The sequence below is a fragment of the Micromonospora sp. DT4 genome (assembly GCF_049841675.1).
Lineage (GTDB): Bacteria > Actinomycetota > Actinomycetes > Mycobacteriales > Micromonosporaceae > Micromonospora.
In genome coordinates this window covers 1-25,180 of the sequence record NZ_JBNCKT010000019.1, presented here as the reverse complement: position 1 = coordinate 25,180, position 25,180 = coordinate 1, and the positions used below count along the sequence as shown (strand labels likewise).

At 68.5% G+C, this 25,180-nt stretch carries 15 protein-coding genes and 3 pseudogenes; 7 read left to right on the top strand and 11 right to left on the bottom strand.

Translation table 11 applies throughout. From position 1 onward, the window contains the following. The first annotated feature begins 86 nt into the window (after nucleotides 1-86). Complete coding sequence (locus ACLQ24_RS08745) at nucleotides 87-1,382, top strand: glycosyltransferase family 4 protein (RefSeq protein ID WP_425890260.1); 1,296 nt, start codon at nucleotides 87-89, stop codon at nucleotides 1,380-1,382. Nucleotides 1,383-1,393: 11 nt separating this feature from the next. On the opposite strand, the gene ACLQ24_RS08740 is transcribed toward ACLQ24_RS08745, so the two are convergent. From ACLQ24_RS08740 to ACLQ24_RS08725, 4 genes are all read right to left on the bottom strand, one after another. Continuing rightward, complete coding sequence (locus ACLQ24_RS08740) at nucleotides 1,394-1,993, bottom strand: DapH/DapD/GlmU-related protein (RefSeq protein WP_425890258.1); 600 nt, start codon at nucleotides 1,991-1,993, stop codon at nucleotides 1,394-1,396. Continuing rightward, nucleotides 1,965-3,467 carry a lipopolysaccharide biosynthesis protein gene (locus ACLQ24_RS08735; RefSeq protein WP_425890257.1) on the bottom strand — a complete coding sequence of 501 codons (1,503 nt, stop codon included), beginning with the start codon at nucleotides 3,465-3,467 and terminating at the stop codon, nucleotides 1,965-1,967. The genes ACLQ24_RS08740 and ACLQ24_RS08735 overlap by 29 nt, the downstream gene beginning before the upstream one ends. Next, the gene (locus ACLQ24_RS08730; RefSeq protein WP_425890255.1) at nucleotides 3,467-4,447 is read right to left on the bottom strand and encodes an NAD-dependent epimerase/dehydratase family protein; all 981 of its coding nucleotides are present in this window, start codon (nucleotides 4,445-4,447) and stop codon (nucleotides 3,467-3,469) included. Before ACLQ24_RS08730 ends, ACLQ24_RS08735 begins: the two co-directional genes overlap by 1 nt. Nucleotides 4,448-4,531: 84 nt before the next feature. Then, a complete protein-coding gene (locus tag ACLQ24_RS08725) occupies nucleotides 4,532-5,176 on the bottom strand; it encodes an acyltransferase (RefSeq protein WP_425890253.1) in 645 nt (214 codons plus the stop codon). Nucleotides 5,177-5,559: 383 nt separating this feature from the next. Between ACLQ24_RS08725 and ACLQ24_RS08720 the strand changes: the two genes are divergently transcribed. Together ACLQ24_RS08720 and ACLQ24_RS08715 are read left to right on the top strand one after the other, a co-directional pair. Continuing rightward, a complete protein-coding gene (locus ACLQ24_RS08720) occupies nucleotides 5,560-8,661 on the top strand; it encodes a M14 family zinc carboxypeptidase (protein ID WP_425890251.1) in 3,102 nt (1,033 codons plus the stop codon). Between the two features lie 90 nt (nucleotides 8,662-8,751). Further along, nucleotides 8,752-9,394: pseudogene (locus ACLQ24_RS08715) on the top strand (NAD(+)/NADH kinase); the annotation flags it as partial. Nucleotides 9,395-9,503: 109 nt separating this feature from the next. Here the strand turns inward: ACLQ24_RS08715 and pgm are convergent. After that, nucleotides 9,504-11,150: a phosphoglucomutase (alpha-D-glucose-1,6-bisphosphate-dependent) gene (pgm, locus tag ACLQ24_RS08710; RefSeq protein WP_425890249.1), complete on the bottom strand. Its 1,647-nt coding sequence runs from the start codon at nucleotides 11,148-11,150 to the stop codon at nucleotides 9,504-9,506. Nucleotides 11,151-11,181: 31 nt separating this feature from the next. After that, nucleotides 11,182-12,414 carry a glucose-1-phosphate adenylyltransferase gene (gene glgC / locus ACLQ24_RS08705; protein WP_278138510.1) on the bottom strand — a complete coding sequence of 411 codons (1,233 nt, stop codon included), beginning with the start codon at nucleotides 12,412-12,414 and terminating at the stop codon, nucleotides 11,182-11,184. 72 nt (nucleotides 12,415-12,486) lie between these two features. Here glgC and glgA point away from each other — a divergent pair, with 72 nt between their 5' ends. Further along, the gene (gene glgA, locus ACLQ24_RS08700; RefSeq protein ID WP_425890247.1) at nucleotides 12,487-13,692 is read left to right on the top strand and encodes a glycogen synthase; all 1,206 of its coding nucleotides are present in this window, start codon (nucleotides 12,487-12,489) and stop codon (nucleotides 13,690-13,692) included. A gap of 256 nt (nucleotides 13,693-13,948) precedes the next feature. Here the strand turns inward: glgA and ACLQ24_RS08695 are convergent. Together ACLQ24_RS08695 and ACLQ24_RS08690 are read right to left on the bottom strand one after the other, a co-directional pair. Continuing rightward, a pseudogene (locus tag ACLQ24_RS08695) lies at nucleotides 13,949-14,560 on the bottom strand (IS5 family transposase); the annotation flags it as partial. Nucleotides 14,561-14,980: 420 nt separating this feature from the next. After that, nucleotides 14,981-16,204 carry a helix-turn-helix domain-containing protein gene (locus ACLQ24_RS08690; protein ID WP_425890245.1) on the bottom strand — a complete coding sequence of 408 codons (1,224 nt, stop codon included), beginning with the start codon at nucleotides 16,202-16,204 and terminating at the stop codon, nucleotides 14,981-14,983. Between the two features lie 469 nt (nucleotides 16,205-16,673). Here ACLQ24_RS08690 and ACLQ24_RS08685 point away from each other — a divergent pair, with 469 nt between their 5' ends. Further along, nucleotides 16,674-16,886, top strand: coding sequence for a winged helix-turn-helix domain-containing protein (locus tag ACLQ24_RS08685; protein WP_425890244.1), 213 nt, complete (start codon nucleotides 16,674-16,676; stop codon nucleotides 16,884-16,886). Nucleotides 16,887-17,195: 309 nt separating this feature from the next. On the opposite strand, the pseudogene ACLQ24_RS08680 reads toward ACLQ24_RS08685, so the two are convergent. Then, nucleotides 17,196-17,381: pseudogene (locus ACLQ24_RS08680) on the bottom strand (ACP synthase); the annotation flags it as partial. A 2-nt stretch (nucleotides 17,382-17,383) separates the two neighbouring features. On the opposite strand from ACLQ24_RS08680, the gene ACLQ24_RS08675 reads away from it, so the two are divergent. Further along, on the top strand, nucleotides 17,384-17,689 hold the full coding sequence (locus ACLQ24_RS08675) for an alpha amylase C-terminal domain-containing protein (RefSeq protein ID WP_425890243.1): 306 nt from the start codon (nucleotides 17,384-17,386) through the stop codon (nucleotides 17,687-17,689). Here ACLQ24_RS08675 and ACLQ24_RS08670 read toward each other — a convergent pair. Both ACLQ24_RS08670 and ACLQ24_RS08665 read right to left on the bottom strand, forming a co-directional pair. After that, the gene (locus ACLQ24_RS08670) at nucleotides 17,584-18,144 is read right to left on the bottom strand and encodes a hypothetical protein (RefSeq protein ID WP_425890308.1); all 561 of its coding nucleotides are present in this window, start codon (nucleotides 18,142-18,144) and stop codon (nucleotides 17,584-17,586) included. The two genes, ACLQ24_RS08675 and ACLQ24_RS08670, sit on opposite strands and share 106 nt — an antisense overlap. A gap of 42 nt (nucleotides 18,145-18,186) precedes the next feature. Beyond that, the gene (locus ACLQ24_RS08665; RefSeq protein ID WP_425890242.1) at nucleotides 18,187-24,297 is read right to left on the bottom strand and encodes an RHS repeat-associated core domain-containing protein; all 6,111 of its coding nucleotides are present in this window, start codon (nucleotides 24,295-24,297) and stop codon (nucleotides 18,187-18,189) included. Between the two features lie 676 nt (nucleotides 24,298-24,973). Between ACLQ24_RS08665 and ACLQ24_RS08660 the strand changes: the two genes are divergently transcribed. Further along, nucleotides 24,974-25,126: a hypothetical protein gene (locus ACLQ24_RS08660; RefSeq protein ID WP_425890241.1), complete on the top strand. Its 153-nt coding sequence runs from the start codon at nucleotides 24,974-24,976 to the stop codon at nucleotides 25,124-25,126. Nucleotides 25,127-25,180 lie beyond the last annotated feature (54 nt).

The following is a 25,180-nucleotide window of genomic DNA, read 5'->3' as shown; positions in this document are numbered from 1 at the left end:
TGATCCCCGGTAACCGCATCGGCGCGTACAGTAACACCGGCAATAGCCGTCAAACGTTTGAGACACGCTTTATACGAACGGAACGTATGAAAAGCGACGAGACCCTCACCTCTCCAGCTCAGTCGTCAATCGCCTCGGGCGAGCCGGTGCCACGAGTGGTCATGGTGGCGGCGTACCGGTTCCCGCACGGTGACGCCATGTCGAACCGGCTGCTCCAACTGGCCCGCTCCGCGACTCCCCCGGGCGCGACAACCGTGATCGTGAACGACTGGCCCGGCACCGAACGCCCACCCGAGCCGGTCACCCTGCCACCCGAACTGCGACTGATCACGCTGTTCACCACCGACGGGGGCGGCCGAGTCCGGCGCTGGGTACGCCGGCAGAGCCGTCCACTGCGCGTACTCGGGGCCCTGCGTCAGGCGGGGGTGCCCACCGGTGAGGTCACCGGCATCTGCCTTCCGCTGGGACTGTGGAACCTGAGCACCTGGATCGTGTTGCGGCTGACGATGCGCTGCCCGTTGACGGTGGACGTGCTCGAACGGCACGAGCCCGGACAGTTCCGCCACGGACGCCTGACGCCCTACTTCATCCGGCACCGGTGGCACTCCCTCCTCGCGGGACGGCTGGCTGATCGGGTCATCGCGATCTCCACGACGTTGCAACGACGCCTCGCCCGGCCGAACCGCCCGATCCTGGTGGTGCCGCCCCAGGTCGACTGCGCCGACTATCGCCAACCGGCGCCGTCGTCGCTGACGAACGGCCTGCGGCTGCTGTACGCCGGCACCGCAGGGCCCAAGGACCGCCTCGCCGCGGTGCTGGAGGGCATTCGCCGGCTGCCGGAGCCTGAGCGCCAGCGGGTGCGGCTGACCGTGGCCGGGATGACCCAGGAGCAGGCCGCCGCCATGTCCGACCTGGACGACACAGTCATGGCGGACCTCACCGATCAGATCGTCTTTCTGGGCCGGGTGTCGCGCAACCGCGTTCTGGCGGAGTTGCGCACGGCGCACTACTCGGTGCTGGTCCGACCCACTGGGGGCTACGCCGATGCGGGCTTTCCGTCGAAGGTGCCCGAGAGTCTGGCCGCCGGCTGCCCGGTCCTGCTCAACCACACCAGTGACCTGGCGACGTACATCGACGACGGGCGAGAGGGCATCGTGCTGACGGGGCCCGACGCGGACGACGTCCGGGACGGCCTCCGGCGGGCACTCACCCTCGACGACGCGCAGTGGTGGCAGATGAGTCGCCGCGCCCGGGAGCGGGCGTCAGCGTTCGACTACCGCGCCTGGATGCCCACGGTCAGCGCATTCGTGGCCGGTCGGCCAACAGGCCAGGACCAGGTGAGCACGCAGGGTCGCCTCCACACCCCGCGACGGGAGCAGTGAACACCCCGCGATCATCCCACCGGGCCCGCCGGTGCCCGCGGCTTGCGGTCCTTGGCGCCGGCCGCTGAGGTCGTCCCCTTCTCCGGGAGCCCCGACACTCCGTAGATCTCGCGGATCACCGCGGCCTTCTCCTGAGCCGGCAGGTGGCCACAGCCGAGCGACTTGGCCCTCATCGCGGCGAGATACTCGTCGGTGGTGCGCAGAACGCGGGCGGGTACGCCAGCGGCGACGCTGCCATCCGGGACGTCACGGGTCACGACCGAACCAGCCCCGATGACACACCGACTTCCGATCCGCACCCCCGGCATGATGATCGACCGAATGCCGATGTAGACATCGTCGCCGATGGTGATCGGCGCGGTCCACTCGAGATCGGGGTGCTCCCTGCGCAGAATGAGAGTGCCACCGTCGTGCGTGAGGAACTGCACCCCCGCCGTGATGTAGACGTTGTCGCCCATCGTGATCAGCCATGGCTCAGAGCCGAACATGCTCCGGTCGATGCCGTAGAAGCGCACCCGTCCGCGCAGATTCACCCCGATCGAACGCGCGAACTTCTCCGGGTCGCGGGCCGCCATACGTCGATCACGCAGGGCAGCGACGATGCTGCTCACCATCATTCTCCATTACCTTCGTATTCGACTCTTTCGCTGGAACGCTCGCCAGCGCCCTTCGATAACCGACGACGGCGGCGGGAAGCACGGTCACCCCGTACGAGATAGCCGAGGCGAGGGCGACGCCGGGCAGGCCACCGCTGTCCGCCAGAAGGATCTTCAGCGGTACGGCGACGACCAGGCAGGCCCCCCAGCCGAGGAACTGCGGCCCCAGCAGCCCGACGCTGTTCTGCACCATGAGGAGCGGTGACGCGACGGCGACGGACACCGACCACACGGCGAGCGCGACGAACAGGGGGATCGGAACCCGCGCGAGGTCGTCGGACCGTACCCAGATCCGCAGGATGTCGTTGCCACCCACCACGAGGCACAGCGCGGGCAGCGCCACCCCCGCGGCGGACAGGTAGACCATCCGTCGGGTGCTGCGCCGGACCCAGCTCACGTCGCCCCGGGCGAGGGCCTCGCCATTGGCGGGCCAGAGCGGCAGGTTGACCAAAGTGACGAAGAGTGCCAGCACGGCGAACATCCGCAGGATCACCGCGTAGTTCGCGGCCGCGTGCAGACCGAGCACCCGACCGACGAGGAAGCCGTCGATGTTGAGGGCGAGGGACGTGAGCACGGAGAGCCCGAAGAACCGGGACCCCAACCTCAGGAGGCCCCGCACCTTCGTGGCGCGTACGGCCTTGAGGCGCGGTCGGAGGTCGGGCTGCTGCCAGCCGAAGAACCAGACGGAGTTGGCCAGGCTCATCAGGGGCACGGCAAGCACCGCGGCCGCGATCACCAGGACCGGGTCGGCCTTCGCGCCGGCGGCAACCACCACCAGGCCCGCCGAGATCAGGCTGCCGGCAGCCTGCCAGAGGTTGCTCGCTCCGACCTGCTGGTGGGCGTACTGCACCCGCTGGATGAGGGCCAGCGGAATGTTGACGATGAAGGCGCCGAAGCAGAGCAGCACGACTACTCGGGCGTCCCGGGCGACCACCGGGTCGGCGACGTTCAGCAGCGCCGGCCAGGCCACCAGCCGGATGGTCGCCACCAGCACCAGTACCAGCGTCACCGCCAGGGAGCCGAGCAGGGCGTACGCGCTCGCGATCTCCCGGACCGCCGCGCCGCGATCACCTGTGGCGTAGAGCCGGGAGAGCCGGGTGAGCAGGCCGTTTCCGAGGCCGAAATCGGCGAACAACGCCATCGCGGTCAGTGACGTGATCGCCATCCACATGCCGTACCGCTCGGGGCCGAGATAGCGGAAGGCGATCGGGGTGATCAGCAGTGGCGCGACCAGGCCGACGGCCTTGCCGGCGAGTGACGAAGCGATGCCGGCGACCAGTGCCCGGCCACGCGAGCGTCGCGCCACCGACAGGTCGTCCTCGCCTACCGCCGACTCCGCCGTCGTGGCCCGTACCGTCGGCGCGGTGTCCACGAGCGTGTCGACCAGGGTGGGTGAGGCCGCCCCGGCCTCCGGAGGCCTGTCGACCATCAGACGGGCTGCTTCAACACATGCGCCTCGAACCATTCGACGGTGGCCCGCAGGCCGTCGACCCGGGGAGTTGGCACCACGTCCGGAAAGAGTGAGCGGAGCACCCGGTTGTCGGCCTCGGAGTGGCGGACGTCCCCAGGGCGCGCCGCCACGTGTCGCCGGATGATCGGGCGGCTGATGATCTGCTCCAGTTCGGACACCACCGTGTGCAGCTCGGCACGGGCGCCGAAGGCGAGATTGACCGGCTGAGGATGGGAGACCGAACGCTCCACCGCGTCGAGCAGCACCGCGCAGACCGTCTCGACATAGGTGAAGTCACGGGACTGCCGACCGTCCCCGTGCAGCTCGACGGGTTCACCGCGCAGTGCCGCGTAGACGAAACGGGGGATGACAGCCGCGTAGCCGTGATCGTGTCGCTGACCCGGGCCGTAGACGTTGAAGAACCGGAACGCGAGCGTGGGAAGGCCGAAGGACGCCTGGTACGCCAGCGCGTAGGCCTCGGTGGCCAGTTTGCTCACCGCGTACGGACTGAGCGGACGGGTCCAGGCGAGCTCGGTCTTGGGCAGCACCGGGTTCGCGCCGTAGACCGAGGAGGACGAGGCGACGACGACGTGGCCCACCTCATGGCGGCGAGCGGCCTCCAGCACCCGAAGTGTGCCGGTGGCATTGGCGTGGTGCGACGCGATCGGGTCACGCAGCGAACGCGGCACGCTGGGCAGCGCCGCCAGGTGCACCACCGCGTCTCGGCCGGCCATCGCCCGGTCCAGCGCCTCGTCGTCGAGCATCGATCCCGGAATGGTGTCGACGTCGAGACCGTCGAGGTTGCTCATCCGCCCCGTTGCGAGATCATCGAGGATTCGGATGTCAGTGACGGTGCGGCGCAGGACCGCGACACGGGCCAGATTGGAGCCGATGAATCCCGCGCCGCCGGTGATGAGTAGTCGCATGCGTTCCGCCTTCACGCCCCGTTGAGTGGTCATCCGGTCCAACGACTCTCCCCGGAGGCTGTCACGCTTCGCCATCGTGCGGCTACGAGATGGCACTGACGGGCCGGTCGAGCGACATCAACGGGCGGCAGTCCCGGATGAGACCGGCCGTGCCTCCGACCCCGCAAGGTCCGACAACGCCGCCAGCTCCGCCGGGGCCAGCCGGCGTTCCGGCGGGTAGAGCTGCTGTTCGTGCGCGAGGATCGTCTCCACCGGCCAGCGCAGCCGGATGACTCGTGCCGGGTTGCCGGCGGCGACCGCGTAGGGCGGCACCGGACGGGTCACCACCGCGCCGGCGCCGACCACGGCACCCCGACCGATCGTCACCCCGTGCAGGATGACGGCACGGGTGCCCACCCACACGTCGTCGCCGATCGTCACTCCCCGGTCGAGAGCCCAGTCCGAGGGAGACTTCTCGACCGAGATCATCGGGACGCCGACCCGGTCGATCCGATGATTGCCGCCCCGGATCGTGACCTCGGGGCCGAACATGACGTTGTCACCGATTCGGATCCGGGATCGAGCGGCCATGATGACCGGACGGTGACCGAGGTCGACGTTGTGGCCGACCTCGATCGTCTCGTAGGTGTAGATGCCATCCGGATCAAAGGAGAAGTTGTCACCCCGGGCGGCGAACCGGCCGGCGGTCGCCACGCCGCGGACGGCCCTACGAACCCTCGTGCCGCTGACCCAGATCAGGTCCAGAAGGCGGGCGACCCTCACGACCACACGCGGGGGGCGGTGCGACGACAGGCGCATCAGGCTCCGCACCGCCCGACAACTGCCGATTCACGCTGGGCCACTCCGTGGATCTGACGCATCGAACCCCTCCCTCGCCAGGTTCCGGCGACACCACTTCGGACGCTGAACAGCGTACGGGCCATTGGCGGCTTTCATGGCCTAATGCGCGTTTCACTGTGACTGGCGGGATTCATCATCCTTCGTACCACGCACCGGCACTTCGCGGCACCTGGCCGCGCCGCGTCGACCGGCACCGGAGGCTGCTATACCGACACGTTCGGCGACCTCGCACCCATCGACCTATTGACACCGGCCACGCCGCACCGAAGGCTCGCGCCTACAGGTCCTTCACCCAAGGAGGCGCGATGAGACCGAGACGACTGGCGATCGCCGGCGTGGTCACCCTGCTCGGCGCCCTGGCGCTGGCCCTACCGGCGAGCGCGCGGCCACCGTCGGACCCCGGTGCCCGCGAGGGCCTGGAGGTGTACGTCGGCACAGTGGACGGCAAGCAGCGGGACCTGCTGCGCGAAGCCGGTGTGGACCTCGGTCACGACGCGACGGCGGACTCCACCGGACGCACGGCCGTCGAGACGGTCCTCACCCCGCGGCAGGCGAAGCGGCTGATCGACAAGGGCGTACCCCTGCGGGTGAAGAAGGTCCGCGGCAAGGACGCCTCGCAGGCGCTGCGGGAGCAGGCGGCAGCGGGCTGGTCGGCGTTTCGCCCGTACAGCGAGCCGGGCGGTCTGCGCGACGAGATCAGCGCCACGGCGGCGCGGTTCCCGACATTGGCCAAGCTGGAGACGATCGGCAGGACCCAGCAGGGCAAGCCGATCCTCGCCGTCAAGGTGACCAGGGACGCGAGGAAGGTCCGCGACGGCCAGCGACCGGCGGTGCTCTACGCCGGCGCCCAGCACGCCCGCGAGTGGATCACGCCGGAGATGACCCGCCGGCTGATGCACCACGTGCTCGACAGCTACGGGACGAACCGGGAGATCACCCGCCTGCTGGACACGACCGAGCTGTGGTTCCTGCCGGTGGCCAACCCGGACGGCTACGACTACACCTTCACCCCCGGCAACCGGCTGTGGCGCAAGAACCTGCGCGACAACGACGGCGACGGCCAGATCGGCCCCGGCGACGGCGTCGACCTCAACCGCAACTTCGCCTACAAGTGGGGGTACGACAACGAGGGCTCCTCGCCCGACGCCAACAGCGAAACCTACCGGGGCCCCCGCCCGGCCTCCGAGCCGGAGACGAAGGCGCTGGACGGGCTGCTGCGCCGGGTCGGCTTCGAGTTCTTCGTCAACTACCACTCGGCGGCCCAACTGCTGCTCTACGGCGTCGGCTGGCAGGTGAGCACTCCAACACCGGACGACGTGATCTACGAGGCGATGGTCGGTGACGACGCCCACCCGGCCGTTCCCGGCTACGACCCGGACATCTCCGCCGAGCTCTACACCACCAACGGCGACACCGACAGCCACGCCACCGTCCAGTACGGCACGTTGGGCTTCACCCCGGAGATGTCGACCTGTGACTCCGCCGCGAACGTCGACCCGGACGACCAGTGGCGCCCGGAGGACTGCGTCAGCGACTTCATCTTCCCCGACGACGAGACGCTGATCGCCGGCGAGGTGAGCAAGAACCTGCCGTTCGCGCTGGCCGTCGCCAGATCCGCGGCCGACCCGGACGACCCGGTGTCGGTGGTGGGCCGCAGCACCCCGGACTTCGTGGTGGACGCCTTCGACACCTCGTACGGGCGCACCCAGCAGGTCGCCTCGATCACCCGCCGGGCGCTGAAGAACGTGCGGATGCACTACGTCGTCAACGGTGGCCGGCCGAAGACCGTCGGAGTCCGTGAGTGGCGCGGCGGCGAGCGGTACGGCGACACCAACGACGACTACTACGCCGAACTGCGCGGCACGGTCACCGGCACGAAGCCCGGCGACCGGGTGGAGGTGTGGTTCACCGGCGTCAAGCCGCGCGCCGGGGTGGTGGCCAGCGAGCACTTCACCTACCGGGTGCACACCGACATCGGCGGTGACGTGCTCGTCCTCGCCATGGAGGACGTCACCGGGTTGAGCCCGGCGCAGACCGGCACCACCGCGAAGTACGCCGACGAGGTAGCCGCGTCGCTGGCCGCCGCCGGGCGCAGCAGTGACGTGTACGACTTCGACGCCATGCGGCGCACGGCCCCGCACCCGCTCGGTGTGCTGTCGCACTACAAGACGGTGGTCTGGGAGACCGGCGACGACGTCATCCTGCGCTCCCCCGGCCAGGTGGCCGGCACCACGGCCAAGGCGGCGCTGGACACCGAACTTGCCGTGCGGGACTACCTCAACGAGGGCGGCAAGCTCCTCGTCAGCGGCCAGTACGCCCTCTACGCTCAAGGCGCCAACGGGTCGTACGTGTACCACCCGGACGCGCCCCCGGAGTGCACCGACGGCGAGGATCCCACCTGCCTGCCACTGCTGAACGATTTCCAGCAGTACTGGCTGGGCGCCCACACCTACGTCAGTGACGGCGGCACCGGAGCGGACGGCCCGTACCCGGTCCGGGGCTCCGAGGGGGCGTTCACCGGCTTCGACGGCGCCCTCAACGCGGCCGGGTCGGCGGGCAACCAGGGGCACACGGCCTCGTTCCTGACCACGTCGAGCTTCCTGCCGGTCGATCAGTTCCCGCAGTTCGCCAGCTCCGCGCCGGTGGGCTGGGTCCGCCCGGGGTCGGCGCCGTTCGACCCGCGCACCGGTGACTGGTACCTGTGGAGCGGGCAGGCCGACGAGTCGTTCAAGCGCCTCACCCGCACCGTGGACCTCTCCGGGGCCACCAGCGGTGAGTTGCAATTCGCCGCCTCCTACGACATCGAGACGAACTGGGACTTCCTGATCGTCGAGGCGCACGAGGTGGGCACCGACAACTGGACGACGCTGCCCGACGCCAACGGTCACACCGGCCAGGAGACCGGGGACAGCTGCGAGTCGGGTTGGCAGACCCTGCACCCGTTCCTCGGGCACTACCAGGGCGCGGACTGCTCGCCCACCGGCAGCACCGGTGCGTGGCACGCGGTCACCGGTGCGTCCGGCGGCTGGCAGGACTTCTCGATCGACCTGTCGGCGTACGCCGGCAAGCAGGTCGAGGTGTCGATCTCGTACGTCTCGGACTGGGGCACCCAGGGCTTGGGTGTCTTCCTGGACGACGCCCGGGTACTCGTCGACGGGGCCACGATCGCCGAGACCTCATTCGAGACCGAGGACCTCGGTGGTTGGGCGGTGGCCGGGCCGCCCGCGGGTTCCGGGGGCAACGCGACCGACTGGTCACGCAGCCAGCAGGCATTCGAGGAGGGGTCGGTGGTGGTCACCGCGGACACCGTGTACCTGGGCTTCGGGCTGGAGGGCCTGCCGCCGGCGGCCCGCAACGACCTGGTCGCCCGCTCGCTGACCCACCTGAGCGGCCGGCCGCGCCGCTGACGCCACGACGGTGCGCCGGCGGTCCGTGGACCGTCGGCGCACCTTCCCCGGTACGCCGGACGCGTCCGACGCCGGTGGTGAGCTCTACGGGTGGCGGGGCTGGGTCTGGTACTGCACCCCACCCGGGATGTCACCGGGGTGGTCGGGATCATCGAACGGTGGGCGACGCACCACCACAAGCCGCTCTTCGTGCGCGTGGAGGACAAGCACCGCGCCCCGGGCCAACGTCGAGCCCTTGCCGGAGGACGAGGTCGCCGTCCGTGCCGACGCGTTGATCAGCATTGGCGGCGACGGCACCATGCTGGGCGCGCTGCGCTCTGCCATCCGCGATCCGAAGCCGGTGCTCGGCGTGCACCTGGGCCGGCTGGGTTTCCTCGTCGGAATCGAGCCGCCGGCGCTGCCCGAGGCGCTGAGCCGGCTGCTGTCGGAGGACTTCACGATCGAGTCGCACGCCTGCCTGGCCTGCGACGTGTGCGGCGACGACGTGGTGGCGTTCAACGACATCGCGCTGGTCCGGCGGCCCGGCTCGGGCTTCGTCACCGCCACCCTGGCCGTCGACGGGCAGCAGTACGGCTACTACCGCGCCGACGCCATCGTGGTGAGCACGCCGATCGGCTCCACCGCGTACAGCTATGCCGCCAGCGGTCCGCTGATCTCCCCGGCGGCGGACGCGGTGGTCGTCACCCCGTCGGCTCCGATGGCCGGCATCTCCCGCTCGAAATCCCCCTCCCCACCCACCCCCTCCCCTGGTGTTGATCATGAGGTTGGCGAGACGTTTCGAGATCAACAGCCCCGCCAATCTCATGATCAACACCAGGGGGTGGGGGGGTGGGGGTGGGGGGTTAGGGGGTTTGGGTTAGGGCTTGGTCTACCAGGGTTTTGGCTTCTTCCTGGATCTTCTTGAGGTGGTCGGGGCCTTGGAAGGACTCGGCGTAGATCTTGTAGACGTCTTCCGTGCCCGAGGGCCTTGCGGCGAACCAGCCGGACTCCGTGCTGACCTTCAGGCCGCCGATCGGGGCGTTGTTGCCGGGGGCGGTGGTCAGAGTCGCGGTGATCGGCTCGCCGGCCAACTCCGTGGCGGTGACCTGGTCCGGGGAGAGCTTGGCCAGCACGGCCTTCTGCTCCCGGGTGGCCGGGGCGTCGATGCGGGCGTACGCGGGCGCGCCGAAACGCTCGGCCAACTCCGCCCAGTGCTCGCTCGGACTACGACCGGTGGTGGCCAGGATCTCGGAGGCCAGGAGACAGAGCAGGATGCCGTCCTTGTCGGTGGTCCACGTGGAGCCGTCGCGGCGCAGGAACGACGCCCCGGCGCTCTCCTCCCCACCGAAGCCGACCGCCCCGTCGAGCAGGCCGGGCACGAACCACTTGAAGCCGACGGGCACCTCCAGCAGCGGCCGGCCCAGGTCGGCGGCCACCCGGTCGATCATCGATGACGACACCAGGGTCTTGCCGACGGCGGCGGCCGGCCCCCAGTCGGCGCGCGTGCGGAACAGGTGCCCGATCGCCACCGCGAGGAAGTGGTTGGGGTTCATGAGGCCACCGTCTGGGGTGACGATGCCGTGCCGATCGGCGTCCGCGTCGTTACCGGTGGAGATCTGGTAGTCGGCCCGCGCGGCGATCAGCGATGCCATCGCGTTCGGCGAGGAGCAGTCCATCCGGATCTTGCCGTCACCGTCGAGGGTCATGAACCGCCAGGTCGGGTCGACGGTCGGGTTGACCACCGTCAGGTCCAGCCGGTGCCGCTCGGCGATTTCCCCCCAGTACGCCACGCTGGCACCGCCCAGCGGGTCCGCGCCGATGCGGATGCCGGCGTCGCGGATGGCGTCGATGTCGATCGCCGCCGGCAGGTCGTCGACGTAGTGGGCGAGGAAGTCGTACTCCCCGGTGGTGTCGGCGGCCCGGGCCCGCGCGTACGTGATCCGCTGGACCTCCTTGAGCCCGGCGGCCAGGATCGCGTTGGCCCGGTCCTGGATCCACCGGGTGACGTCGGTGTCGGCGGGCCCGCCGTTGGTCGGGTTGTACTTGAAGCCGCCGTCGTCCGGCGGGTTGTGCGACGGGGTGATGACGATGCCGTCGGCGAGCCCGCTGGTACGACCCCGGTTGTGGGTGAGGATCGCGTGCGACAACGCCGGGGTGGGGGTGTAGCCGTCACGGCTGTCCACCAGCACGGTGACACCGTTGGCGGCGAGGACCTCCAGCGCGTCCACGGCGGCCGGCGCGGAGAGCGCGTGGGTGTCCCGGGCGAGGAACAGTGGCCCGTCCAGGCCCTGCTCCCGCCGGTAGTCGCAGAGCGCCTGGGTGACCGCGACGATGTGGTCGGAGTTGAACGCGTTGCGCAGGCTGGAGCCCCGGTGACCGGAGGTGCCGAAGGAGACCTGCTGCGCCGGGTCCGCGGGGTCCGGATGCTCGGCGTAGTAGGCGGTCACCAGGCGCGGCACGTCGACCAGGTCGGCGGGCTCGGCGGGCTGGCCGGCACGGGGGTGGGTCACTGCGGGATCCTCCTCGATGAGTGCGGGTCCGTCACGGCTCGACCTTCTGGCCCTTGCCGATCACCACGATGCCGTTGTCGGAGACGGTGTAGCGCTGGCGGTCCTTCTCCAGGTCGACGCCGATCTCGACGCCCTCGGGGACGAACACGTTCTTGTCCAGGATCGCCCGTCGGACCACCGCGTGTCGGCCGATCTCGACGCCCTCCATCAGCACCGAGCCCTCGACGTGCGCCCACGAGTGCACCCGCACCTTCGGCGACACGATCGAGTTCTCCACCAGCGAGCCGGAGATCACCACACCCGGCGAAACCATCGAGCCGACCGCCCGGCCGACCCGCTCACCCCACTGGTGGACGAACTTCGCCGGCGGCCACGGCGGCTGCTCGGTGTAGATCGGCCAGTCGAAGTTGTAGAGGTTGAACACGGGGTGCACGTTGATCAGATCCATGTGCGCGTCGTAGAACGAGTCGAGCGTCCCCACGTCACGCCAGTAGCCACGGTCCCGATCGGTGCTGCCCGGCACCTCGTTGTCGCGGAAGTCGTAGACGTTCGCCTCACCCCGCTCGACGAGCATCGGGATGATGCTGCCGCCCATGTCGTGCTTGCTGCTCTTGTCGGCGGCGTCGCGTTCGACCGCCTCGCAGAGCGCCCGGGTGGTGAAGACGTAGTTGCCCATCGAGGCGTAGATCTCGTCCGGCGCGTCCGGCAGGCCGACCGCGTCGGTGGGCTTCTCGCGGAACGCTCGGATCTTCCGGCCGTCCTCGCCGACCTCGATGACGCCGAACTGGTCGGCCATCGACAGCGGCTGGCGGATGCCCGCGACGGTCACCGCCGCGCCGGAGGCGATGTGGTCCTCCACCATCTGCCGTGGGTCCATCCGGTAGATGTGGTCGGCGCCGAAGACGATCACGTAGTCGGGCTGCTCGTCGTTGATCAGGTTGAAGCTCTGGTAGATGGCGTCGGCCGAGCCGGCGAACCACCACGGGCCACGACGCTGCTGCGCGGGCACCGGGGTGACGTAGTTGCCGAGCAGCGTGGACATCCGCCAGGTCTTGGTGATGTGCCGGTCGAGGGAATGGGACTTGTACTGGGTCAACACGACGATCTTGAGATAGCCGGCGTTGGCCAGGTTGGAGAGGACGAAGTCGACCATGCGGTACATCCCGCCGAACGGGACGGCCGGTTTGGCCCGGTCCGTGGTGAGTGGCATCAGGCGCTTGCCCTCCCCACCCGCCAGGACGATCGCGAGCACCTTGGCAGCCATGCCCCGACGCTATCCACCCGCGTGCCACTTCACCACTCGTACGGGGAGTCTTCTGCACTAGGGTGCGGGGTCATGACGGAACCCACCCCGCTGCGCATCGACCTGCTCACCCGCGAGTACCCGCCGGAGGTCTACGGCGGCGCGGGCGTGCACGTCGAGTACCTGGCCCGGGAGCTGCGTCGCCTCGCCGACGTCCGCGTGCACTGCTTCGGCCTGCCGCGCACCGAACCGGGGGTCACGGCGTACGCCGATCCACCCGGCCTGACCGGCGCGAACGCCGCGCTGCGGACGATGGGCGTGGACCTGGAGATGGCCGCCGGCGCCGCCGGCACCGACGTGGTGCACAGCCACACGTGGTACGCGAACCTCGCCGGGCACACCGCGAAGCTGCTGCACGGGGTGCCGCACGTGGTCACCGCGCACAGCCTGGAGCCGCTGCGACCGTGGAAGGCCGAGCAGCTCGGCGGCGGCTACGCGCTCTCCTCGTGGATCGAGCGCACCGCGATGGAGGCCGCCGACACCGTGATCGCGGTCAGCGAGGGCATGCGCAGCGACGTGCTGACCGCGTACCCGCAGATCGACCCGTCGAAGGTCCAGGTGGTCTACAACGGCATCGACACCGTGCAGTACGCCCCGGACTCCGGCACCGACGTGCTCGACCGGCTCGGCATCGACCCGGCGCTGCCCAGCGTGGTGTACGTGGGCCGGATCACCCGGCAGAAGGGCCTGCCCTACCTGCTGCGGGCCGCCCGGGAGCTGCCGGCGGACACGCAGCTCGTGCTGCTCGCCGGCGCGCCGGACACGGCCGAGATCGCCGCCGAAGTGGAAGAGCTGGTCGCGGAGCTGCGCGCCAACCGCTCCGGCGTGGTCTGGGTGGCCGAGATGCTGCCCAAGCCCGAGGTCATCCAGGTGCTCACGCACGCCACTGTCTTCGTCTGCCCGTCCGTGTACGAGCCGATGGGCATCGTCAACCTGGAGGCGATGGCCTGCGAGACGGCCGTGGTGGCGACCGCCACCGGCGGCATCCCCGAGGTGGTGGCCGACGGCTCCACGGGCCTGCTGGTGCCGATCGAGCAGGCCACCGACGGGTCCGGGACGCCGCTGAAGCCGGAGACGTTCGTGGCCAACCTGGCGGCGGCGATCAACACGCTGCTCGCCGACCCGGCGCGTACCGAGCGGTTCGGGCTGGCCGGCCGGCAGCGGGCGGTCGAGCACTTCTCCTGGGAGTCCATCGCACAGCAGACCCTGGACGTGTACCGCGCGGTCATCGCACGCTGAGGGAGCCGGGCGTCATGCGGTACGACGAGCTCGAAGCGGCCATCCTCGAGCTGATCGTCGCGGCGGGCGAGGACGAGCCGCGTGCCCTGCTGACGCGGATCGACAAGGGCATCCGCGCGGTCGACGACCTGGACCAGGGGCTCCTGACCGTCAATCACCGCGCTGGAGGCCGAGGACCGTGTCGAGGTGCACCGTGGCCTACCGGTGTCGCCAGGTCCGGGTGTTGGTGTCGGTCAACCGGCGGACGATGGTCGCCATCGACGCCCATAAGGACCGCGCCATGCACGGCGAAGTCCTGTTTGAAGCCCGCGTCGACCCAGGCGTGGGTCACCGTCGGGGTATGCTCGGCGACCTTGTCGAGCAGTGTGATCCCGATCGCGTTGTCGGTGGCCGACGCTGCGGTGACCACGACCGCGATGACCAGCCCCAACGCGTCCACGGCCAGTCCTCGCTTGCGGCCCGGTATCCATTTACCCGCGTCTTTGCCGGTCGTGGCGGCAGGGACGTGGTTCGCAGCCCGGATCGACTGAGTGTCGACCGCGAGCGCGCACGGGTCCTCGCGACGGCCGGCCCTCTCCCGGGCCTGGCAACGCAGCAGGTCATGAATCGCGGCATCGGTGCCGTCGTCGCGCCACGCGGCGAAGTAGTAGTAGGTCACCGGCTTCTGTGGCAGGTCGTGCGGCAGGTACGCCCACTGGCAGCCGGTCCGGTTCTGGTAAAAGATCGCGTTCACGATCTCCCGGAGATCCTGTTCGCCGTGGCGGCCCGCGACCGAGACCCGCTTGGCTAGCCAGGCGTCCAGGAACGGGCCGATCAACGCCCACTGCTCATCGCTGACATCACTCGGGTACGGCTTGCGCTGACTCATGCCGACCCAACGCCGAAGCCCACGAGTAGGACACGACCGCTACTCATATCCACACCATCGAGCGATAGCTATTTATCGCGAACTCGCAGACCATCCCCAAACGGACCAAGTGCATAGATCTCACTAAACGTCTGCAACTAGGAATATGACCAAAGGGCTGCAGACCATTGCCGTGCTGCGCTGGTTCCGGCCCACGCTTCATAAACCCATGGGACTACGTAACTTTCCGTGTGTGGCCTGGGCATGGTCCACGCCACGGTGACGACGAGGACATTGAAAAGGCGGCGGATCTCGGCGATGGTCGACGCGATGATCTCCGGGCCGGCATGGGGTTGCTGCGTGATACAGATCTTCGCGAATCAGCTATTACCGGCCTGAAGATGAGACGAACGTCCAGTAAGGCGTTCGGGCGGACGCGGGTCAGGTGAGGCGGAGGGTTGCGGCGAGTTGGGTTAGTTCGGCGGGCGCGTCGGCGGACCGCCACACGACGGCGACCAGCCTTCGCATCGCGGGCCGGTCGTGCACCTCGCTGTGGGCGGCGCGTTCCGCGGCGAGCAGCGTCCGGCCCGCCCGGAGCATGTCGCCGGCCAGGGCGTGCACGCGCGCCACGTCGAGGAGGTACGCCGCCCGGTGCTCGGGCGGCAGCCACCGCCACTCGTCGCCGGCCACCAGCCGCTCGTGCCGGGCCGTGGCCGTGGCGACATCTCCGAGGGCCGCTTCGACGACCACCCGGGCCGCTTCGACCGCGGCATGACCGAAACTCCCGCCACCGCCACTGTGTGCTGTCTCGCCAGCGCGGTCGAGCGACTGCCGGGCGACGGGTGCGTCTCCTCCGCCTGCGGCGGCGAGAGCGGCCTGGACGAACAGCGTCCCGCGCAGCGACAGGCCGGCCGCGGACTCACCGCCGACTCCGTGCGCGCCCACACGGTCAGCGGCGACGAGCGCGGCATCCACGGCGGATCGCCGTCGACCACGGGACCGCAGGGCCTGACTCAGTGACACGGTGGCGACGGCGGTCAGCTCGGCGACAGACCCGACAGGGCCGGGTTGGCGAGGAAGACCGCCGCGCTGAAGAACACCGCGGCCGGGATCGTCAGCCGCCAGGGCGCCGGCCATCGCACGGTCGGCGGCCAGCCAGGCCAACTCCCCCTGGTCGACCTTCACCAGCACGAGGGCGGTGAGCACGTACGCCCGCACCAGCAAATCGTCGACCAGCCCGTCGGCGCGGACCGGGTGCGCCGCGCGGACGGCGTCGAGCAGGCCAGGCAGCAGGGCCAGCAACGCCGCGTACCGGGCGTGCCGATAACTCTGCTCGGCGTGCTCCAGTCGGGCACGCAACTCGACCAGCGGCGGGTCGGTCGTGCCCTCCAGGTGGTACCGGGCCAGCGCCGTCCGTATCCCGTCCACCCCGGCGGCGACCGGATTCGGCCGCAGAGGCCGGGTGGCCAGCAGGACCTCCACGTCGATGCGCAGCGTCTCGGCGATCTCCCGGAGGTTCGACACCCGTTCCAGCCGGCGTACCCCACGCTCGACCTTGTCCACCCAGCTCTTCGACTTGCCGAGCCGGTCCGCGAACTGCTGCTGCGTCATGTTGCGCCGCACCCGCCACTGGGCGACCCGGCGACCCACCGGCAGCTCGTTCATCGCCGGCCCGTCGCGCTCACCGCACGACCCCGCGAACAAACAACAGGAGTACGACCACAGCGATCACGAGTCCGTAGAGGTACTGCCGTCGGGTGACCGCCGCCCGCGCCGGCAGCGGCGGACAGGGCACCTGATCCCCGTCCGGCAGCCGAGGGCGCGCACCGGCAACCGGATTGGCGGGCGGCAACGGCCCATCCGGCGAACGTTCACACATCGTGCCTCCTGAACAGCGCGATCGGTTGGCGAGACTCGGGGAACGGCGGCTGATCGGGCGATCGGCCCGGGGCGGAAGCGACCTGGGGGCACTCCCGCCCCGGCTGGGGGCACTCCGTTGCTGACGAGAGAACCCCTACCTACCCCAACTTAGAGTGCAGTGTGTACAGAGTCAACACAGGATGCACAGAGTGTCATGTGCGGTGGCATGCTCGGAGGGCTGACGAGAGGTGGCCCCGCCATGCCCAGGCAACCCGTGTACGAGCAGGTCATTGACGACGTGATCCGCTCGATTCAGTCCGGTTCCCTGCGACCCGGGGACAAGTTGCCGTCGATCGCGGAACTCGGCGAGCAGTACCAGGCCAGCGCGACGCCGATCAGATTTGCACTGCGCATCCTGGATGAACGGGGCTGGATCGAGGTGCACCAGGGCAAAGGCTCTTTCGTGGCCCCCAACCCGCCCGCCTGATCCTCGCGTCAGCCCGGCTTGGGGGCGTTTTCTTGATCGTTGACTGCTGAGCGGTACGACACGCCGAGCGTGGTGCTGCTGAGGCGCCAACGATCATCGGCCGCCCGACTGAGACCCCATGGAGATCCGCGCAACTTCGGGGCTTCGGGGAAACTGCTGCCTCAACGCGCCCCGATGCAGCAGTTTCCCCGAAAGTGAGCGGATCTTGGGTCGCGTGCCCATCGGGCAGAGAGTGACCGGGGTGCTTGGCCGGGCGAGGCTTGTCCTTGAAGACGTGTTCGACGGCCCGTAGCCCGGCAGGGGCCGTCGTCAGACCATCTCGGGGTCTCGCAGCAGTTGCCACAGGCCGGCGCCGTCGGGCGCGGAGAGCGACTTCTGCCCCTACCGGCCCCGAGGACGGCCGGTAGGGGCGGGCAAGCTAGCGGCCAACACCGACTGGGTCGGGGACGATCGGCGGATCGCCACCTCGGCGACGTTCTCCGGGTGGGCGGCGGCTCATGGGCTCCGAGCTGGCCGGGTTCCGCTGGATCGCCGGAGCCGACGTCGCCAACAACACCGTCTCCTTCGTCCGGATCGCCCCGGACGGCTCAACGCTGGTGTGCGTGGCGAACTTCTCCGCCCAGCCGCTGCACGACTACCGAGTCAGCCTACCGGCCGACGACACCCGGACATCTGGCTCCGGCCGAGCTGATGACGTTCAGCTCGTCTCTCGCCCCTGGCGGTTCCGCCAGGCGTTGAGGTGCCCGTTCAACCCTTCGACTGCCACCTGCGCTGGTGTCGCATTGTGTCGAAAAAGTCCGTAGCCGCCAAGAGCGTTCAACTCGATGGTCGTTTCCTTTCCGCCCTTGCCCCGTCGTCGAATCATCGGCGCCGTCGGGGTTGGACCACCTCCGCCGCTGGCCATGTCGATTCCGACGACCTCTGCCCAACAAACCTTCGTGGTGCGGGTGAACTCCCGCACCACCACACCATGAGGCTTGGCGTAGACGCCGAGGGTTGGTGCCCGAAGGGCCCCTATCCAGCTCAACAGAGCAACGAACCCGAAGCCGACTGCCGAAACCGAGTTCTTCTGCGAGATCGCAACGCCGCTGAGGATTGCAGCCATCACCGTCATGACAACAGTCAGGACAACATTCCAGAACCACGACCGCCAGGCTGTCCTCATCTCGCCCTCCCGCATCCTGATCTTCGCTCCCCGAACAGGCGGTGGGAGCGCACTTGTTGAGATCCTAGTGCGCTCCCACCGGTTCGTGATCATGCCCGTATCAACTCCATGAGGCGCTTCGCCACGGTGAAGATATCAGCATGCCTGTTGCACAAAACACTTGTTGATGCCGAAGGCGGGGCCGGACCAGGCCATCGTCTTCGCGATGGTGGGCCCGAAGCGCCAGGGCATCTTCATCGTGGTGGCGGCGTTCCAGCCAGCAGTTGACGCCTTTTGGTACGCGGCGTTGTTGGACGCCGAGATGAACTTCGGCAGCGGCACCAATGGAACGTTTTTGACGCCCCCCAGCTTGCCGTACTGCGCCATCCGGAAGGCGCTCCCGACGCCAAGAGTTCCCGCAGTCAGTACGCCATCGACCATGATCTGCTCTTTGTTATCTTCCCATCCACCCTGCTCGCTGATTGTCTGCTCAGTACGCACCGCATAAGCGGCGGCCTGAAGCCCGGCACATGCCACCATTCCGACGGCCGGAATAAAACACCCGGCGGTGGCAGCTAGTGTCGCAAGCATTCCTCGGTTGTCCTTAGCCCACTCGTAGGTGGCGTCCCACGCTTGGACGGTAACTCGGCCAACGGTGCCGACGACCTGACGCGCGTCGTCCACCGCCGCCTTGGCCCGATCGCACAGCGAGGCGAGGAATCCGCACTTCTCCGGCTTCGGCGTCTGTCGTGGCGGCGGCACGTACTTTCCGCGCTTCAGCTTAGTGCTGGTCAGCTTGTTCTTCTTGCCATAGGTCACGTTGTCGGTGGAGCCACATCCGCCTGGGCAGCCCTTCTTGACGTCGTACCCGTAGCAGTCGAAGTACTTGCAGTCGTCGGGGATCATTCCGGTCGGGTCGCTTGACGTCACCGGGGTGTTGTTGGCGTACGAATATCCATTCCACTGCTGCGGCTGTGCTGCATCTTGCAGTGGATCGACGGATGAAAATCGCCCTAAGGTCGGGTCATACGAGCGGGCGCCGACGACGGTAAGACCCGTCGGGCTCATAGGCTTGTCCAAAAAGCCGTGGTTGTCCGGTGCGGTGAAGCTCGCGCCTCGCGGTGCACCGTACGGGGTGTACTGCCGCCAGGTGGGGTTCTGGGCGGTGTTGTCGAGGTAGAGCGATGGGGTGCCCTGGTGGTCGGCGATGGCGAAGGTGTATGCCGTGCCGCTGCCGGTGCGGATGCAGGTGCCGCCGCCGGGGAGGGCGTAGTAGCGGCTGCCGGTGACGACGGTGGACGTGGTGTTGAGGGTGTGTTGCTGCCCCGGCAGGTAGAGGGTGTTCTTGCCGGGCTCTTTCTGTATCAGCAGGTTGCCGTCGGCGTCGTAGATGAAGGTGTTGTCGCCGCTGGTGCCTCCGGTCACCGTGGCGAGTTTGCCGGCGTCGTCCCAGGTGAGGCTTTGGTTGCCCTGGGCGGCGTTGCGACCGGTGGTGTTGCCGGCGTCGTCGTAGGAGTACGACGTGGTGCCCGTTGCCCCGCCGGTTGTCGTGGTGGAGGTCAGGGTGTGGGGCTTGTTCTGACCGTTGCCGTTGTAGGCGTAGACGGTCTTGGTGTCGGCGCCGCCGGTGAGGCTGTGCTCGGTCTGTTGGGTGCGGTTGCCGATCAGGTCGATCTGCCAGCTGGTCCAGTAGGCGCTACCGGCGCCGATGGTGTTGCCGACCATGGACTTGTTGGCGTCCGTGGGCGTGGCGGCGCAGGCGTCGGTGCCGGTCCAGGCTTCGGTGAGTCGGGCCAGGCCGTCGTAGCCGTAGCACTGGGTCTCCGCCGGGATGGTGGCGCCCAACCTCTTGCTGGTCTCGCGGGTGATGTTGCCAGCCAGGTCGTACTCGTACTCCTGCTCGTCGACGTTCGTGGGCGTGGCCGTCGAGCGGGTGACGAGTTGGTTTTTCAGCTGGCTCGTGTGGGGATCGTAGGTGTTGGTGACGTAGGCATGGCTGGTCGACGAGCCGATCTTCTGTTGGTCGACCCGGCCGTAGGCGTCGTAGCTGACGCTCTGGCTGTATCCAGCGAGACCACCGAGGGTGGTGGGCAGGTCAAGCACTCCGGAGTAGCCGTGCAGCACCGTCTCGGAGGGCAAGCCGCCCTTGGCGGGGTAGGTGTCGGACAGCGGCAGGCCGAGCACCGAGGTATAGGTGTGCCCGAACACGTACGACCCCCCGAGGGCGCCTTCGCTGTCCGGGATGGTGACCGTCGTGCCGAGGGAGCTACCGAAGACGTTGAACGCCTTCTCCTGGCTGGTGTAGGCCTGCCCACCCCCGTAGGCGGTTGTGGTGGTCAGCTTCCCGAGCGCGTTGGTGACCCCCGAGACGCCGTTGCTGTTGTCGTACACCCACGCCGCGCGCTGGTTCGCCGACGACTGGTTTGCCACCGTGGACGCGTACTCCCCGGTCTTGCGGTCGAGGGAGTCGTAGGTGAACGACAGGGTCTTGCCGCGCCCGTCGATGGACTCTTCGAGGTTGCCGTTGGCGTCGTAGCTCATGCTGCTGCTACCGGCATCCGGGTCCGACTTCGCCACGACCTGACCGAGCAAGTTGTACGTCGAGGTCCACACGTTGTTGCTGGCGTCGGTGAGCGTCGACTGGTTGCCGTGCTCGTCGTAGCCGTACTTGCTGACCGTCGCCGTCCCACCGGAGACGGTGAACATGCCGGTGAACGTGTCCGACGGCGTCGTCACCGTTGGACGGACGCTGTACTCCTGCAGCTCCTTCTTCCGTCCGAGCGGGTCGGTGAGCGTGGCGGAAGCGACGCCACCGGTGGGCGGCACGACGGTGGTGCGATCGCCGCCGTGCACCGTGGTCGTCGTCGAAACGGTCACACCGTTCTTGGCCGCCGTCACGACCACCGCACGGCCAAGGCCGTCGTAGGTGGTGAACGTCTGGCTCGGCACCTGCTTGCTCAGACCCACCGCCGACACCGGTGTGCTGACCGCCGGCGACGAACCGTCGTCCCACCAACCGTTGTACGACGCGCGCGTCCACCCACGCGTGTCGTAGAAGGTGTCCGCGATCATCCGACCGCCCATAGGGGTGACCGACTGGGTCTGGCGGGAGCGCAGCAGCGCGTCGTAGATGGTGATCGACTTCTGATAGCCGTTGGAATTGTTCAGAGTCTCCGTGGTGGTGGCCGATACGCCGGTCTTCGAGACGGCGTAGCTGAACTTGTGGTTCGCTCCGACGCTCGTCGCGCGGGAGTTCAGCCATACCGACGTCGCGCGACCGAGCGCGTCGTACTGCTGGGTGGTGACGACGCTGTTGGCGTCGGTGCTGACCAGCGGGATGCCGCGCTTCGTGTCGAGGGTGACCGTGCCACTGTGCCCGGCAGGGTTGGTGCTGGAGGTGGCGGTGACCAGTTTGACGGCGTTCATGGTGTAGCCGCTGCTGGTCTTGTTGCCCTTGGCGTCGTAGGAGTCGGTCACCCGGCCGTAGCTGTCGTAGGTCGACCGCTCGGTGGTCTGCCAGACGTACGCGCCGGAGGTGTGGTCCTTGGCGGTCTGGCTGAGGGTGACGTCGCCCTGGGACGGGGCGGTCGTCTGCGGGAACGTCGTGGCGAAGGTCTGGTCGTCGTAGAAGGTGCGTTCGGCCTTCACCACTTGGGCGGGTCGGTTGACGCTGCTCGGTGCGATGAGGGTGTTGACGCTACCCGGCTCGGAGGCGGGGCTGCCCTGGGTGAACCCGCCGCAGGCCGCGGAGACGGTTTCGGTCTGGCTGACCAGGCCGGCGAGGTTCTTGCTGGTGTTGGTCGGGGCGTAGGTGTAGGTGGTGCACTGGTTGTACGCCGTGTCGACCGGGACGGTGTAGGTGTAGGTGTTCTTCAGTTCGCCGAACGTGGCGCTGGTGGTGTTCGCGTCGTAGCTGTTGTCGCTGGCGGTGGTGCGCCAGGTCACCGAGCCGCTGCTGGTGACGGCCTGGCGGGTGTACGTCTTGACCGGCGCGACCCACTGCGCCGTCAACGCCGACAACCCGGTCCTGCTGCGGGTGGCGGTGGCCCCGGACAGCCAGTAGGAGGTGATGGTGGAGGAGTCGACGCGGCCGTTCTCGCCGAGGTACTTGGTGGTCTCCAACTCCTTACCGGCGAGTTCGTCGACGTCCTCGTGGGTGCCGCCGACGGAGTCGGTCAGGTTCAGCATGATGCTGTTGTTGTTCTTCGACATGCCGCGGTAGTAGGCGGTCTCGGATTGGGTGCGGCGGTCGTTGACGCCATCGCCGGTGAACGTCTGCACCTTGGCGTAACCGCGGAACTGGCCGTAGCTGCGGTACTTGGCTTTGACGACCTCGTCTTCGTCGTAGTGCCAGGCCGCGCCGCCCAGGTACTGGTAGCTGGTCGACAAAGCCGCCGCACCGCCGGTCGGGTCGGTGGACGTCACGCGGGTGACGGCGTACTTGTTGAACCAGTCCTTAAAGGGGTTCACGTAGCCGTCCGGGGTCCAGTAAACCGGGTAGCAGGAGCTCGTGTTGGCCGCCGGGTCGGTGCTGACCGGGGCGGTGCACGGCACCGGCAACTCGTAGGACGGCGAGATCACCGAACCGGTCTCGGTGGTGATCGTGGCGATGCGCTGCCGGTAGAACGACGGCAGGCCGCCGGTGATGTCGACCCGGTTGGGCAGCTTGATGCCGGTGAACGACACCGACGGCAACGTGATCGCCACGGTGGACCCACCCGCGCTGGTGTCGTGACCGGTGCGGGCGATTTCACTGAGCCACAACGTCGGCGAGGTGCCGTCACCGGTGGCCGGCATGCTGTGTGACAGGGCGTAGGAGTCGACCTTCTCGTACTGGCTGGTGGCCGTGTTGTACTGCTGTGCCTCGATCGAGGTCAGCCGGACGGTGGAGAAGAACGACGGGCTCCAGTCGTCACAGTCGGTTCCCGAGGCGCAGATCAGGTCGAATGGCACGTCCGGCCAGTTCGCCTTGTTAGTCGAGTTCAACGGCTGGCACGTCCCGGACAGACAGCGGTCACCGGTGTTGAAGACCACCCGGTTCGCCACCGTGCCGTACGCGCCGCCGTCGGTGAAGCCGTAGTCGATCCGCGCCAGGTTGCTGTCCCGGACGTAGGACACATCCGAGGCGCCCTTGTTGCGGCCGTAGAAGTTCGTGGCCTGGTTGTAGTAGTACGCCATCGCGTTGCCGTGGGTGTCGGTGACGTAGTCCAGGTTCCACCGGTACGCCATCGTGCACACCGACGAGGTGAACCCCGCCGCGTCATAACACGGGTCGCCCGAGTGCGGGGAGTACACCGGCGTGTGGTCCACCGACTTCGTCTCCGCCTTGCCCGAGGCCCAGCCCGGCAGCCGGTTACGGCCGAACTCGTAGGTCGTGCCGTCGCGCAGCGTCACCCGCCAGTAGTCGGTGTTGTACGTGCCCGAACCGTTGTTGGTGTTCTCGACGTGGGTGACGACCTCGCCGTTGTCCGACTCCGGCTTCCACACGTTCTTGGACGCGTCCCACACCAGCGCCGACGACGACCCATTCAACGACAGCGTCAGCATCGGACCGTCGTAGCAACGGTCCGGCGTCTTCACCGGAGACGCGCTGCCACCCGGATCGTCCATGCACGACGCGAAGGTCTGCTCCACGAACGAGCGCGGCGTGGACCAACCGTCACCGATCCACGAAGCCTGCGCGTTCGTCGACGCCGTCTGCCCGTCCACACTGCCCGAGTCGTACGACAACGCCACCGTCGGCACCAGATCCGACGCCGCCGGGGGCACGCTGATCGGGTACGAGTACGTGAACGACCCCGTGCTCCCGCCACCGGTCCACGAACCCGACGGCTTCAGATCCGTGGCCGCATACGTGCCGCCCTTACCGCCCTCCTCGCCGGCAGCCGCGACCGCCGCCAACACGGTCAGGCCACCCGCCGCCTGGGTCCGGGTGTCCGCCGCCATCGGCACCTCCGCCGACACCGACCTCGCCCCCGTGTCATTCGTCGACGCCAACGGCGACGGCACCCGACACTCATTCGCCGCCGGCGTCGTCAACACACACGACGGCAGACGCACCAGGCGCAACCGCGACCCGTAGTTACCGCCGAACGCCTCGGCGAACCCCGCGTAGTCCACACCGACCCGAACCGCGCCAGAGGCAACGTCCGGAGCCACCGACAGCAGCACACCGTCCACCCCGGCAGCCTCAGCCACCCGACGATCAGCGACCTTCACCGCCAGGCTGCGCGGGCCAGCCTTCTCCCCCACCGGCTGAACCCACACGGGCGCATCCGCCACACGCGCCTCCGCCGCAGCCGCACCCCGGGCACCAACCCCCGAAACAGCCGGCACATCGACCTTCGCCGACACCGACTTCGGCCACGCCGTACGCGTCGGCCGATACGTCGACTTCGCATCATCAGGCGGCGTGACAAACTTCGTCGGCAACGGCTTCACACCCTTGACCGACAGCCCCGGCGACGTCGCCGGGGCCTTCGCCACCTCCGGCCCCTTCGGCTTCGCCACCGCCGGCGCACCCGACAGCAAGCCCGCGGCCACAGACATGGCCACGACAGTCGCGGCCAGACGTCTAGGAGGTGTGAGCAGGCGTAATCCACCGTAGACGGTCATGCAGACCTCACCTCTGCCCGCTGGAATCGAAGCCACGCAGGATGATGGGTCGCGCACCTCCACGGCGTGAACAGTTTTTCACGTCCGACCGCCCACAGGGTCACGACGCGGTAACGATGATCAGCCGCCAAGGCCATCAGCCACGGCGTACCTGGGGAGCGGCCTGGGCACCACGCCCACCATCGCCGTCCAGCAGGCCCAGGGTCTGGTCACCGCGAAGCGCACCTGGCCGCTCAACGACGGCGAGGCGAGGGTCACGGCGGCGACCGCGGCCGACAGCTCCGGTGGCATCACCCTCACCGGCACCGGCACGCGAAGTAGCACGAAGGTGGCCTCTTCAGCCCGGCCCCGCAGGACGAACCTGGACGGCAACCTGACGTTCGACGCCGGCATCGTGGTGTGCGCCAGGTGCCGTAGTTACGACTCGTTCAACATCGCCGACGCCAACAACGACGGTAACGACTTGGTGCGCGATAGCTGAGTGACCCGCGCGGATCATGAAGATGGCCGTGCGGGACGATCATGATTGTGACGT